The following is a 14,000-nucleotide window of genomic DNA, read 5'->3' as shown; positions in this document are numbered from 1 at the left end:
TTTCCGGTTCACCCTTTGACACTCCCCAACATCAGACCTTGAATGTAATAGCGCTGCAGCAGCAGGAACAACGCCAGCACCGGAATCACGGTGACCACCGCGCCGGCCATCATCATCTCAACATCCATGATGTGTTCGCGTGACAATGTCGCCAGCGCCACCGGCAGCGTGTAGTGCTCCTGGTCTGTCAGCACGATCAGCGGCCACATGAAGTCGTTCCAGGCGCCCATGAAGGTGAAGATCGACAGTGTCACCAGCACCGGCTTGAGCATCGGCAATACGATCTGGAAGAAGATCCGCAGCTCCCCTGCCCCGTCCATGCGCGCTGCTTCCAGCAGCTCATCCGGAATGGAGCGCGCGTACTGGCGCACCAGGAAGATGCCGAACACCGTGGCCAGCGCCGGCACGATCACCCCGCCGAAGCTGTTGACCAGGCCCAGCTGCTTCATCAGCAGGAACAGCGGCAGCATCGCCACCTGTGCCGGGATCACCAGGGCCGCCATCAGCACCTGGAACAGACGCTCACGGCCAACGAACCGCAACTTGGCGAAGGCATACCCGGCCATCGTGTTCATCAGCAGCGAACCGAGGGTGATGGACACCGACACCAGCAGGCTGTTGGCGAAGTTGACGCCCATGCCGGTCCGCGCGAACAGCTCGTGGTAGTTGGCGAAGGTGATGTGGGACGGGGTCAGCGGCGGCGGGAACGTGGTGGCCTCGCCAGCCGGCATCACCGACACCGAAACCATCCACAACAGCGGCGCCAGGCTGACCAGCGCCAGCACCAGCAGCCCGCCGTTTATCCACCATCCGTGCCAGCGTGACTGGCCGATTTCGCGACTCATACCATCTGCCTTTTGCGCCCGAAGCGCAGCATCACCGACGTCACCGCCAGGATGATCAGGAACAACAGGAACGCTACCGCCGACGCGCGGCCGAGGTTCCACCACTTGAAGCCTTCTTCAAACATGAAGTACAGCACGCTGACGGTGCTCTGCAATGGGTCGCCGCGGGTCATGACGTAGGGTTCGGCGAACAGCTGGAAGTAGCCGGACACCGTGATCACCCCCACCACCAGCAGCACCGGGCCGAGCATCGGCAGGGTGATGTGCAGGAACTGCTTCCAGCGCGATGCGCCATCGATGCGCGCTGCCTCGTACAGGTCATGCGGGATCGCCTGCAGGCCGGCCAGGAAGATCACCATGTTGTAGCCGAAGTTCTTCCACACCGCGAACAGCATGATGGTCGGCATGGCCCAGTTCGGGTCACCCAGCCAGTCGATCGGGCTGATGCCGATGTGGCCCAGGCCGTAGTTCACCAGCCCGTAGCTGGTATGGAACAGATAACGCCAGATCACCGCCACCGCCACCAGGGTGGTCACCACCGGGGCGAACAGCGCGGTGCGGAACAGCGCCTTGAAGCGGGCGGCCGGTGCATTGAGCAGGATGGCCGCACCCAGCGACACCGCGATGGACAGCGGCACGCCGATCACCACGAAGTAGGTGGTATTCCACAGCGACTTCCAGAACATCGGGGTCTGCAGCAGGTCGATGTAGTTGCCCAGCCCGACAAAGCGCAGGTTGCTGCTGTCGGCCAGCGAATACAGGTCGAAATCGGTGACACTCAGCGCCAGCGCCGAAGCCACCGGCAGGCCGAAGAACACGCCCAGCACGATCACCGCCGGTGCGGCGAAGATCCAGCCGGCAAGGGAAGAACGGTTCATGGCAGGCCTCCTTCGACCGCCGATGCATCGCCCTGCGGCGGTGCCTCCTGCAACGATTGCTCATGCATCCAGCGACGCTTGGCCAACACCTTGTCCACGCGATCATCCAGTTCGGTCACGGCCGCATCCTGCGCCTGTCCACCGCGGACGACCTTCTCGGTCACGATGCGCATTTCCTGCACGATGCGCTCCCACTCCAGCACCTTCGGCGTAGGCTTCACGCGCTCGAGCTGGTCACGGAACGCAGCCGCCAGCGGGTCATTGGCCAGCGAGGGCGCTTCCCAGGTGCTGCGACGCGGCGGCAGGTCACCGATGATGGAATGGAAGCGGGCCTGGATCTCCGGACGCGACAGGAACTCGATCAGTTTCCACGACGCCTCCTTCTGCTGCGACTTGCGGAAGATCACCAGGCTGGTGCCCCCGGCGATGCCAGCACCCAGGCCATCCGGACCCGGCAACGCGGCCGTGCCCCACTGGCCCGCCAGCTCCTTGGGTTCGAGCTTCTTGAACTCACGGATGTTCCAGGGACCAGAGATGTAGAACACATTGAAGCCGCGGAAGAACTCATCCCAGACATTGGAGATCTGGGTTTCGGACATCTTCGGCGCCCAGCCCTTCTCGAACATGTTGGCGTAGAAGCCCAGCGTGCGACGGAAGCCCGGGCTGCGGAAATTGCCACGGGTATCGTCGTCGCGCAGCAACGGATCGGGCTGCTGCAGGGCGAAGGACAGCTGCTGCTCGAACTCGTTGATCGGCATCAGCACCGCATAGCGGTTCGCGCCCTGCATCTTCTTGATGTCGGCCATCTGCTGCTCGAACTCGGCCCAGGTGCGCGGCGGCGCATCGTGGCCGGCCTTGGCCAGCAGGTCCTTGCGGTAATACAGCAGGCGCGTGTCCACGTACCACGGCACGCCGACCACTTCGTCGTGGATGACGTTGGTGTCCCAGATGCCGGGGAAATAGTCATCCGGCTTCACCACGCTGGAGCGGTCGATGTAGGGCTGCAGCGGCACCAGCGTATTGAGTTCGGCGAACTCGGGGATCCAGGTGTTTCCCAGCTGGCAGACGTCGGGCAGCCCATCGGCGGCGAACGCGGTCAGCAGCTTTTCATGCGCCGCCGTCCACGGGATGTTCTGCACATCCACCTTGATACCGGGGTTTTCCGCTTCGAACTCATGGATCAGCTCGGCCACTACTTCGGCTTCGCGTCCCATTGCCCAGAAGCGCACCGTGGTGCCCTCGTCCTGCCGACCGCAGCCGGCCAGCGCCAGCATGGCCACCAGCACGGCGGCACGGCGCCAACGCCGGGCGACGGATTTCACTGCGGCCACTGGCTTACTTGCCGGGGTTGTTGTTGCGGGATGCATTCTTCTGTTCCTGTGCCGCGGCAGCGCGCGATTCTGCAATACCAACAGCGCGTGCGCCGGCGGCCTGTTCGTCCTTCTCCAGCTGCAGCGGTTGCTGCTCGCCTTCGGGGGTCAGCCAGCCGCCGCTGAATCCAGCGCGCTCCAGCCCCTTGCGGATGTGGGGGTTCTTCTTCATCACCTCCCACACGAAATCATTACGGTAGTTGGCGATCATGGTCAGGATCGGGCCCTGGTCGATGCCGATGTAATCACTGGCCACCCAACCACGATCAGGCACCATCCGCCCGGTCTTTATCGGGATGTCGTAGTTGAAGCTGGGGTTGAACGAATCCAGGAACCCGTAGCTGGAATAGATGTAGTCACCGAAGCGCTTGTGCATTTCCTGGGTGGCGGGGATCACCTCTTCCGGGGCGAACACGATCGACGAGATCGCCGCAGTCGGCGCGATCGTACCGTCGTCGAAATTCTCGCGCAGGCCCGCGCCACGCGAAGAGTAATGGCGGAACTGGCGCTGCTCGCCGCGATACTCCTGCGTGGTGTTCTGCGGCCCGTCGCTGGCCGTCAGGCCCCACACGTTCTGGCCGTATTCCTTCCAGTTCATCGGGTTGCTGATGGCGTACTCGCGCTGTGCCAGCGCCGCCGAACGGCTGTTCAGGAAATAGGTGCTGCCACGCTCGCGCATGTACGCATCCTGGATATCACGGAAGTCGATCCAGACGTGGCTGTACTGATGACCGAACAGCGGGCCGAAGGACAGGTATTCCTGGCCCTGGTACACGCCCCAGTCGTTGTCATACGTCCGTGTCCACACCGTCCACGCGTCCGGGCTGACCGGATGGGTGGGCGACCCCAAGGCCAGGATGTAGACGATCATCGCCTCGTTGTAGCCCATCCAGTCGTGTTCGATGGTGCCGCTTTCCGGGAACCAGCCCATCGAGATCAGCGGGGCGCGTTCCTGCAGCCACGGCCAGTCCACCCGCTTGTACAGGGTGTCGGCGATGTCACGGATTTCCTTCTCGCGGCTGTCGCCACCGTCGTAATACGACTGCGCGAACAGCACGCCCATCATCAGCAGCGCGGTATCCACCGAGGACAGCTCGACCCAGCTGTCGTAACGCTGACCCTGCTGCATGTCCAGGAAGTGGTAATAGAAGCCCTTGTAACCGCCCTTGCCGGTGCGCTGCGGGCCCATCGGCACGTCGCGCAGGAATCGCAGGGTGGTCAGCGTGCGCTCGACCGCCTGGTTGCGGCTGACCCAGCCATTTTCGATGCCGATCGGGTACGCCGTCAGCGCGAAACCGACCGAGGCGATGCTGGCGAACGGACGCGAAGGATAGCGGTCCGGGGTGAGCCCGTTGATCTCGTTGGTGGTATCCCAGAAGAACTGGAACGTGCGGCGCTCGATGTCATCGAACAGCGGCGGCAGTTCCGGCTTCATCGGCCGCGGCGGCAGGTCCGCCTCGACCAGGATCACCTGGGGGGCTGGCTTGACCGGCTCCGGCGCCGCTTGTGGCTTGCAGCCGACGGTGGCCAGGCCGAACAACGCGACAGTCAACACGTGGCGTACCCGCATCGGCCCCTTCCTTTTTTGCTGTTCAAGAGTACAGAGCATAACGTCCCATGACTTGAAATCGTTTACATATCTGCCCCGAAAAAAACCACCTGCGGTGGTCGGGACCGATGGATCATTGCCCAGCCCGCTGCCCCCTCACTGGCAGCGGGCTGGACAATGGACGGATCCGAAGATCCGCCATTGCCTGCCCACGGTACCGCCCGAAGGCGGCACCGCGGTTCCTCTCAACTCCCCTGTATCAGAAGCGTAAGCCGACTTCGGCCTTCACCTGACGCGGGGTACCGACGATGTCGCCGGTCTCGTTGTAGCTGGCCAGCAACTTGCCGTTGGTCTTGGTGTAGTTGTAGTTCGAGAAGTTGTCGAAGTTGAACACGTTGATGATGTCGATACGAGCGTACAGCTCGGTCTCGTGCGCCATCTTGAACGTCTTCGTCGCCTGCAGGTCGACCGAACGGTAGCCGAAGATCTTGCCACCGAGCAGGAACTTGCCGTTGCCGTTGGGCACTGCGGCGCCCGGGGTCGGCAGGTCGAAGCCCGTCGACTGGGTCACCGGGTACCAATCGTTCACCGCGGTCGGCGTGGCCAGGGTGACCTTGCCGCCGAAGGTGATGCCCCAGAAGCCGGCATACGAACCGGTGACCACCAGGCGGTGACGCGGGGCGCCGTTGGAGCGGATGGTCGGGTAGTCCTCGATCAGGCCACGGTCGAACGCGTACTTCTCATTGATGTCGCGGTTGTGGCGCGCGGTGGTCCAGGTGTAAGCGATCGAGGAGCCCCAGCCGCTTTCCTGGGTGAACGGCTTCTGCGCCGACAGCAGCAGCTGGGTCGCGCGGGTCTTGATGCCCTGCTGGCCGATGATCAGGCTGCCGAAGCCCGGCACGTTGCAGCTCCAGGCCTGGCTCAAGCCCGGGTCGGAGCCACCGCACAGACGCGGGTCATCGAAGAACTGACCGGTCGGGTAACGGTTGCCCAGCGTGAAGGCGAAGCCGTCGTAGCTCAGGGTGCGGGAGATGGTCGCATCGGTCAGCCAGTCACCGACCTGGTTGCTCATGCCGAAGCTGAACTGATCGGAGTACGGCACCTTCAGATTGTTGTTCAGCAGGTCCACTTCCAGGCCGGCATTGCTGGTCGAACCGACCAGCGACTGCAGGTTGCCGATGCCGTTGAGCAGGTTCGGGTTCCAGTCATAGCAGGCGGCCTGGCCATTGAGGCAGGTGCCGGTGTTCGGATTGCGGAAGTAGATGGTCGGCTGCGGCAGGGCCAGCTTGGTGGTTTCCAGCTGCAGGTTGTCGAACAGGTCGCGATCGTACGAACGACCGGCACCGCCGTGGAACACGTGCTGCTCGTCGGCGTTGATGTCATACGAGAAGCCGATGCGCGGCTGCCAGGCATCCTTGAACGCCTTGCGGTTCTTGCCGGTGCTGATGTACTGGCTGATGTCCAGGCCACCCAGCGCCAGCGAATCGGCGTAGGTCTGGCCAGCAGCAGCGCGCGGATCCTGCGAGTAGATCGCGTCGACCACTGCCTGCGGGGTCACGAAGTCCAGGTAGGCCGGGGTCTTTTCGTAGTCCCAGCGCAGGCCGAGGTTCAGCTGCAGGTGGTCGTTGACCTGCCAGTCGTCCTGGATGAACAGGCCGATCTGCTTGGACTTCGAACGCACTTCGCCGGACACGCCCGACACGCCGGTCACCGGCTTGACGAATTGCGCCTTGTACGGAATGTCGGACGGGAAGTCCGGATCGCCCAGCGTATAGGTGAATGCCGGGTTGATCTGTGCCGCATCCGATGCGTACAGGTCGATTTCCTTGTACTTGGCGCCCATCTTGATGGTGTGGTCACCATTCCAGGTGATGCCATCCAGGGTCAGGTTGTCTTCAATCGCCCAGCCCTTCTGGCCCTTCACCTGCGAATCCAGCGCCGATGCGCCACCGATCTTCACGAGCGTGCGGTCTTCAGTGCCGTCCGGTGCGGTGTAGGTGAAGCCGTTGGCCAGCGTCAGCGGGGTCGGATTGTTGAACGAGTCTTCGTGGGTGAGCATCATTTCGTTGTAGAAACGCTCACCGCTGTGGTTCCAGCGCAGCGCGTAACGACGGTCGGTGTTGACCACTTCACGGCCGGCTTCCGGCGCGGTCTGACCACTGAACTGCTGCTGGGTCTCGTCGCGATCCTGGAAGCTCAGTTCGATGCGATCGTTGTCGGTCGGCTCGAAGTCGATCTTGGCGAAGATCAGGTCCTGCTGGAACGGCTGGCTGGCCGGGCCGAGGCCGGCGGCGGCGTCTGCCGGCAGCAGGCCGACGCGGTTGGTGACCGAACCTTCCGGGGCGATGGTGACCGGCAGGTCGAAGCGCTTGGCTTCATAGGTCACGAAGAAGTGGGCCTTGTCCTGGATGATCGGGCCACCCAATGCAAAACCGTATTCCTTCTCGGCCGACGCTTCCTTGCTCTGGCCCGGCTGACGCTCGGCCGGGGTCTTGGCGCGCATGTCTTCGTTGGTGTAACGGTAGAAGGTTTCACCCTTGAACTCGTTGGTACCGGACTTGGTCGCTGCGGTCACGGCCGCGCTGGAGACCTGACCGTATTCAGCCTTGTAGTTGCCGCTGATGACCTTGTATTCACCGATCGCCAGCTGCGGGAACGGGTTGCCGGCGCTGCCAGACTGGCCGGCCACGCCGCCGCCCTTGACGTAGCTCTTCTGGCCCACGCCGTCGATGTACACGTTGGTGCCGTCGGAGTTGGTGGCACCGCCGCGCAGCGAGGTGTTGCCCTTCGCATCACGGGTGAAGATCAGGCCCGGAACCGCGTCGGCGAATTCCAGGAAGTTGCGCGACACCTGCGGGGTGGTCTGGATCTGCTGCAGGCTGACGGTCTTGCCGACTTCAGAGGTGCGCACTTCCTGCAACAGGGTCGGTGCCACGACGGTGATCGCATCGAGGTTGGTCGCACTGCCATCGGCCGGCGCAGTCGCCTGGGCGCCGCTGAAGTTCAGCGTCGCGGTCGAGGCCACGGTCACGGTGACCTTCTGCGTCTGGCCGTTGGCCACCACGTCATAGGTGCCCGGGTCCAAGCCCATCAGCGAGTAGCTGCCGTCGGCGCGGACAGTGCCGCGACGCACGGTGCCGGTGGCCACGTTGGTGGCGACCACTTCGCTGCCGGCCTGGGCCGAAGCGACCTGGCCACGCAGGCTCGCGTTGGCCGACTGGGCCATCACGTCCGGGGCAGCGGCGAACACCAGGCAACTGGCCAGGGCACAGGTCAGCAGGCGGCGAGCCGGCATCCGACGATGGTTATTGAGATGCATCATGAAAATCTCCGGGGGTGGTGGCGACCGTCATGGCCGCCCCTTTCATGTCAAACAAAAAGGTAATGCCTCCGGCTTCAGCGGCCGGATGGCGTCTCGTTCCTGGGCTTGCACTTACTTGAATCACGCACGATCAGTCGCGGCACCAGCGTCTGCTTGTCGCCCGCTCCTTCCGTGGTTTTTGAATCCATCAACTGCATCAGGCGCGTCATCGCCATGTCACCAAGCTCGGCGATACTCACCTGCATCGTCGTCAAAGACGGGTGAACGAAACGGGCCAGCGGAATGTCATCGAATCCGGCCAACGCCACATCGTCCGGCACCTTCAGTCCTGCCTGCGCGAACGCATACAGACACCCCAGCGCCATCATGTCGTTGGCTGCGAACACCGCGTCGGGCAGCGTCCCCGCTGCCAGCAACTCCTGACCGGCACGATGGCCGGAAGCTTCGTCGAAATCACCGGGCAACTCGATCCCCTGCGCCTGCGCGCCGAAGGCAGTGAGCGCGTCACGGAAGCCTCGCAGGCGTTCGCGCGCATCGTAGTTGGAGTCCGGGCCTGAAATGAATGCAATGCGTCGGTGACCGACGTCCAGCAGATGGCGGGTCATCGCCACCGCACCGGCATGGTCATCGATGCTCAACACAGGATGGTCCTGGTCGGGCAGATAGGTGTTGATCAGAACGGTGGGCAACGACTGCGGCAGGTTGTCGGTCAGGAAACCCGGGCTTTCGGCATACGGCGACAGCACCAGCAGGCCATCCACGCGGCCGCGCATCGCGCGCAGCGCCGCACCCTGCTGTTCCTGGTCACCGTGGTAACTGGACACCAGCAGATGCTGGCGGCGCACACGGGCGATCTGGTCGATGCCACGCATCAGTTCGGAGAAGAACTCGCCGTAAAGATCAGGCAGCACCACGCCCACCGTATTGGTGCGGCGGCTGCTGAGACTGCGCGCCGCCGCATGCGGGGTGTAGCGCAGGCGCGCAGCCACCTCCAGCACCAGCTGGCGAACCGGCTCGGCGACATTTTCGTGTCCGTTGAGCGCGCGCGAAACCGTGGCCACTGAGACCTTGGCTTCCCGTGCGACATCCTTGATGGTGATCGCTGCCTTGTTCACGAAGTCGCCCTCCACGACTTGAGCCATTCGGCTTGGCGCGGAATGTAAGCGTTTCCAATGTCCAATGTAAACACTCCGTTAGTCCTGATTGTCATTCGACGTCCGCCCGCTGTCCTGGCGGGACGTCACCACGACGCCACGGGACAAGAGCGGACAGGGATCAGCCAGCCTCGGCCGGGGTCTGTGCGTTGATCGACAACGCATGGATATCGGTATCCATCATGCTGCCAACGGCAGCGTACACGGCCCGATGCCGCGCAAGTGCGCCCATGCCTTCGAAGGCGGTACTGACCACTTGCACATTGAAGTGACCGCGCCCGTCACGGGCCCCTGCATGGCCCGCATGGCGATGACTGTCATCCTCGACATCGAGGTGCACAGGGGCCAGCGATTGCTGCAGTGCCGCACGAATACGCTCGACCCGTTCCGCATTGCTCACGGCAGCACCTTCCGGAACGGGCGGACATCGGTCCGCGCATACACGCCAGCGGCCACGTAAGGATCGGCATCGGCCCACGCGCGCGCCTGCGGCAGCGAATCGAACTGGGCGATCACCACGCTGCCGCTGAATCCCGCCGGGCCGGGATCTTCGCTGTCGATTGCCGGGCACGGGCCGGCCACCAACAAGCGCCCCTGCTCCACCAGGGCCTGCAGCCGCGCAAGATGCGCAGGCCGCGCCTCCAGACGCGCCGGCAGGACATCCGGAGCGTCATAGCCTTCGATCACGTACCACATGGTTGTCTCCTCACTGTCCCGGGACGGGAATCGCCGGTGATTCTAGCCCCAGCGGGAACAGCGCCGCCGACCACGGCGCGGCGCCACCGCTTTACCGCTTTACCGCTTTTTTTATTTCTTCATCCGCGACCGGCGGCGCCCGTAACCCGTCAGGGGTCCGGGCGGGTGCGGGCATGGGGGACTGTTGGAGCCCATGGATGGGCGGAAACAAGGCTACAGGGATGTACTTGCGCCGGGTCCCCCATGCCCGCACCCGCCCGGACCCTACCCATGACCTGCTTATGCCCCACCGCCGGCCGCGAGGGGGCCCAGCCCGTTCGCCCCCTGCCCCGCGCAGGCTGGACAGCAGCCAGGCAAAGCCGTAACCTACTTCCATTGCACGTGTTGCACGTGGCTGGACGCAGCGTCCCGTCGGATCAGTGGCCCTACAAGCCCCCGATGATCGATCCGCTGCCCCCGACCAGACCATGTAGACGACCTCCCCGTAGTTTCGTCGCTTCCGCAGATGCGGTGCGTCCTGCTTCATTGATGTGTGGAATCGCGCCGACTCCGGCGTGTCCTGGTTCCCGCGATCGCCTGTCAGGTCATCTCCTGTTGGCGCTGCGCGGTACCGCGACCGGTCCGTTGCAATCCTGATGTCCCTAGATGACCTCTGAAACCGCGCCCAGCGCGAATCCGTCAACCCGGCCGCCCCATCCACAGCAGCAGGAAATGCCGCTGGCCGTGGTGCATGGGCAGCCGGTCCTGCAGATACCGCAGGACCTGTACATCCCGCCGGATGCACTGGAAGTCATCCTCGACGCGTTCGAGGGACCACTGGACCTGCTGCTGTACCTGATCCGCCGCCAGAACCTTGACGTGCTGGACATCCCCGTCGCCGAGATCACCCGGCAGTACGTGGAATACATCACCGTGATGCGCGAGCTGCGTTTCGAGCTGGCCGCGGAATACCTGGTGATGGCGGCGATACTGGCCGAAGTGAAGTCGCGGATGCTGTTGCCGCGGCCGATCAGCGAGGACGGCGATGAGGCCGATCCGCGCGCGGAGCTGGTGCGTCGGCTGCAGGAGTACGAACGTTTCAAGCAGGCGGCCGAGGATATCGACAGCCTGCCCCGGCAAGACCGCGACACCACCGTGGTGCATGCCTTCGTCCCCGATCGTGCAGCGATAAAGCTGCCACCGCCGGTGGACCTGAAGGAAATGCTGATGGCGCTGCATGACGTGCTCAAGCGCGCCGAGCTGTTCAGCGGCCACGCGATCAAACGCGAGGCGCTGAGTGTGCGCCAGCGGATGGGCGACCTGCTGGGCCGCATGGACGAAGGCGTGTTTTACCGGTTCGAGTCGTTGTTCGGCGCCGAGGAAGGAAAACTCGGCGTGCTGGTCACCTTCCTGGCAATGCTGGAACTGGCCAAGGAGCAACTGCTGGATATCGTGCAGGAAGCCCCGCTGGCGACGATCTACGTCAAGTCGCTGGCGGCGGGAAACACCAATGAGCCGCTGTCCTTCAGCAGCGAATTCGACGACAACGACGCTGAGTGAGCCCGAACTGCCGATGGATCAACCGCTGATCAACCGTATCGTCGAAGGCGCCCTGCTGGCATCTGCGCAGCCGCTGACCCTGGTGCAGCTCAAGGAGCTGTTCCCGGAAGACGAGCCGGCACCGGCCGGCAGTGTCGAGCGCGCGCTGGAATACCTGCGTGAGGCCTGTGCGGAACGCGGCGTGGAACTGGTGGAGGTCGCCTCCGGCTTCCGTTACCAGGTCACCGCTGAAGTCCACAGCCATATCAGCCGGCTGTGGACCGAACGCAAGACCCGTTACACGCGTGCCACGCTGGAAACCCTGGCGTTGATCGCTTACCGGCAGCCGATCACCCGCGGCGAGATCGAGCAGGTGCGCGGCGTAGCGGTCAGCAGCAATATCATCCAGGCCCTGGAAGAGCGCGAATGGATCCGCGTGGTCGGCCACCGCGACGTGCCCGGCAGGCCGGCCCTGTTCGGCACGACCAAGGGATTCCTGGATTACTTCGGCCTGAAGCGGCTGGACGAGCTGCCGCCGCTGTCCGAGCTGCGCGACCTGGCCGACCTGGAACCGCAGTTGCCGCTTGGCGCGGATGGGCAGCCCGACGCGCCCCTGACGGCCAGTGCAGGCAGCCCGGACCTGGCCGCAAACGATGACACCGCCGCCGATGGCAGTGACGACCAAGGCACCCTGGCCGCCGATGGCGCCGATGCCGCACCCGATTCATCCGACGCCCCCGTGGCGGCGGACCCTGATGAGCAAGCACCTTCGCCCACCGAAAACGGGCACCCCGAAACCGCGCCGGGAACGCGCGCGGCGCCAGTGAACGAAAGCGAAGACAACGCCGTCGCGATGACGACCGTGGCTGTTGACCTAGCCGATTCCGAACCAGAGGCCGATGACGAAACGTCGGCTGGAGCCAAAGTTAATGAGTGACACCCCCCGTAAGCCTTCGTTGAACAAGCTCTCGCTGAAGCGGGAAGCCACCTCCGAACAGTTCAAGCTGGAAGAGCGCCTGCACAAGGTGCTGGCGCAGGCCGGCCTGGGCTCGCGCCGCGCGCTGGAACAGCGCATCGCCGAGGGCCTGGTCAAGGTCAATGGCGAAGTCGCGCAGACCGGCATGTCCGTGCGCAGCGGCGACCGTATCGAGCTGGATGGCCGCGGCTTCGTCGCCACCGCCCTGGCCGAGCCGTCGCGCGTGCTGGTCTACAACAAGCCGGAAGGCGAAGTGACCACCCGCGAAGATCCCGAAGGCCGACCGACCGTGTTCGAGTCGCTGCCGGCACTGAAGGGCGCACGCTGGATCGCCGTCGGCCGCCTGGACATCAACACCACCGGCCTGCTGCTGGCGACCACCGACGGTGAGCTGGCCAACGCCATGATGCACCCGTCCTTCGAAGTCGAGCGCGAGTACGTGGTGCGCGTGCGTGCCCCGGAAGGCCAGGACAAGGTCGACGACAACACCATCCTGCGCCTGCAGCGCGGCGTGGCACTGGAAGATGGCCCGGCCAAGTTCGACGAAGTCGAACGCATCGGCGGCACCGATTCCCACGACTGGTTCCGCGTGGTGGTGAAGGAAGGCCGCAACCGCGAAGTCCGTCGCCTGTGGGAATCCCAGGGCTGCCAGGTGAGCCGGCTGAAGCGCACGCGCTACGGCAAGGTCAGCCTGCCCCGCGAACTGGTCCGTGGTCATTCCGTGGAGCTGACGACCGCACAGGTCGACGCCCTGCGCGCCGACCTGAAGCTGGAAGAAGGCGCGCCTTCGGCGCTGACGCTGCAGCCGGTGATCGGTCAGCGTCGCGCTGCCAAGACCACGGTGCGCATCGGCCGTGACGGGGGTCGGGGTACGGCCTACGTCAATGGCCACAACACCGCCGATGAAGGCCGCGAACTGCGCCGCTTCGACAACGTGCGCGAAGACCGCGGCCGCGGTCGCGGCGGCAAGCCGGGTGGCGGCTTCAAGGGCGGCCTGACGGTCAGCGGTGAAGCGGCTGCCAAGCAGTCGCAGCGCCCGTTCAAGGCCCGCCCGCAGAAGAACGATCGTGGCCTGCCGGAAGGCAACCCGGCTGCGTTCCGCAGCTGGTATGTGCCGGACGGCGTCAGCACCGGCCCGAGTGGACACCGCAATGCCGGCCCGGGCGCTGCCCGCGGTCCGGGTGCCCGTGGTCCCGGTGGCCCCGGCGCGCGCGGTCCCGGTGGTCCGGGTGCCCGGGGTCCGGGTGCGCGCGGTCCAGGCCAGGGTGGCGGTTACGGCCAGGGCCAGGGTGAAGGCGCTCGTGGCGGTTATGCCAAGCCGAAGTCGCCGGGTGCCGGCGCCGGTGGCAACCGCGGCGGCCAGGGCCAGGGTGGCCAGGGCAACAAGCATCCCTACGGGCATCCGGGCAACGCCCCGTCATTCCCGTCCGATCATGCCAACCCGGGCTTCAGCCCGTACGGCAGTGCCCGTCCGGCCAGCGGCAACCGTGGCCCGGGCGGTAACCGCTCGGCGGGTGGCCCCGGCGGCAACCGGGGGCCGGGTGGTCCCGGTGGCAACCGCGGACCGGGTGGTCCCGGTGGCGGCAATCGTGGTCCCGGCGGCCCCGGTGGCGGCAATCGCGGTCCGGGTGGCCCCGGTGGCAACCGCGGACGTGGCGGCGGCCCGCGCGGCGGCTGATCAATAAAAAACCC

At 64.9% G+C, this 14,000-nt stretch carries 11 protein-coding genes; 3 read left to right on the top strand and 8 right to left on the bottom strand.

The window, feature by feature from the left end; genetic code table 11:
* Nucleotides 1-8 precede the first annotated feature (8 nt).
* From ICJ04_RS07255 to ICJ04_RS07220, 8 genes are all read right to left on the bottom strand, one after another.
* Complete coding sequence (locus ICJ04_RS07255) at nt 9-845, bottom strand: carbohydrate ABC transporter permease (protein ID WP_188326840.1); 837 nt, start codon at nt 843-845, stop codon at nt 9-11.
* The gene (locus tag ICJ04_RS07250) at nt 842-1,723 is read right to left on the bottom strand and encodes a sugar ABC transporter permease (protein WP_188326839.1); all 882 of its coding nucleotides are present in this window, start codon (nt 1,721-1,723) and stop codon (nt 842-844) included. The genes ICJ04_RS07255 and ICJ04_RS07250 overlap by 4 nt, the downstream gene beginning before the upstream one ends.
* Nucleotides 1,720-2,997: a sugar ABC transporter substrate-binding protein gene (locus ICJ04_RS07245; RefSeq protein ID WP_188327235.1), complete on the bottom strand. Its 1,278-nt coding sequence runs from the start codon at nt 2,995-2,997 to the stop codon at nt 1,720-1,722. The genes ICJ04_RS07250 and ICJ04_RS07245 overlap by 4 nt, the downstream gene beginning before the upstream one ends.
* A 61-nt stretch (nt 2,998-3,058) precedes the next feature.
* Nucleotides 3,059-4,663 carry a glucoamylase family protein gene (locus ICJ04_RS07240; protein ID WP_188326838.1) on the bottom strand — a complete coding sequence of 535 codons (1,605 nt, stop codon included), beginning with the start codon at nt 4,661-4,663 and terminating at the stop codon, nt 3,059-3,061.
* 238 nt (nt 4,664-4,901) lie between these two features.
* Nucleotides 4,902-7,964, bottom strand: a complete 3,063-nt coding sequence (locus ICJ04_RS07235) for a TonB-dependent receptor (RefSeq protein WP_188326837.1) — start codon at nt 7,962-7,964, stop codon at nt 4,902-4,904.
* Nucleotides 7,965-8,038: 74 nt separating this feature from the next.
* On the bottom strand, nt 8,039-9,094 hold the full coding sequence (locus ICJ04_RS07230) for a LacI family DNA-binding transcriptional regulator (protein ID WP_188326836.1): 1,056 nt from the start codon (nt 9,092-9,094) through the stop codon (nt 8,039-8,041).
* 145 nt (nt 9,095-9,239) lie between these two features.
* A complete protein-coding gene (locus ICJ04_RS07225) occupies nt 9,240-9,518 on the bottom strand; it encodes a BolA family protein (RefSeq protein WP_188326835.1) in 279 nt (92 codons plus the stop codon).
* The gene (locus tag ICJ04_RS07220) at nt 9,515-9,814 is read right to left on the bottom strand and encodes a YciI family protein (RefSeq protein ID WP_188326834.1); all 300 of its coding nucleotides are present in this window, start codon (nt 9,812-9,814) and stop codon (nt 9,515-9,517) included. Before ICJ04_RS07220 ends, ICJ04_RS07225 begins: the two co-directional genes overlap by 4 nt.
* Nucleotides 9,815-10,459: 645 nt before the next feature.
* Between ICJ04_RS07220 and ICJ04_RS07215 the strand changes: the two genes are divergently transcribed.
* Genes ICJ04_RS07215 through ICJ04_RS07205 form a run of 3 tightly spaced genes read left to right on the top strand, consistent with a single transcriptional unit; the run spans nt 10,460 to nt 13,986 of the window.
* Nucleotides 10,460-11,353, top strand: coding sequence for a ScpA family protein (locus ICJ04_RS07215; RefSeq protein ID WP_188326833.1), 894 nt, complete (start codon nt 10,460-10,462; stop codon nt 11,351-11,353).
* A gap of 13 nt (nt 11,354-11,366) precedes the next feature.
* A complete protein-coding gene (gene scpB, locus ICJ04_RS07210; protein ID WP_188326832.1) occupies nt 11,367-12,269 on the top strand; it encodes an SMC-Scp complex subunit ScpB in 903 nt (300 codons plus the stop codon).
* Nucleotides 12,262-13,986, top strand: coding sequence for a pseudouridine synthase (locus ICJ04_RS07205; RefSeq protein ID WP_188326831.1), 1,725 nt, complete (start codon nt 12,262-12,264; stop codon nt 13,984-13,986). The genes scpB and ICJ04_RS07205 overlap by 8 nt, the downstream gene beginning before the upstream one ends.
* The last annotated feature ends 14 nt before the right edge of the window (nt 13,987-14,000 follow it).

This window comes from Stenotrophomonas sp. 169, from assembly GCF_014621775.1.
GTDB lineage: Bacteria > Pseudomonadota > Gammaproteobacteria > Xanthomonadales > Xanthomonadaceae > Stenotrophomonas.
Note: the sequence above shows the minus strand (reverse complement) of the source record. Positions and strands in the feature narration are given on the sequence as shown.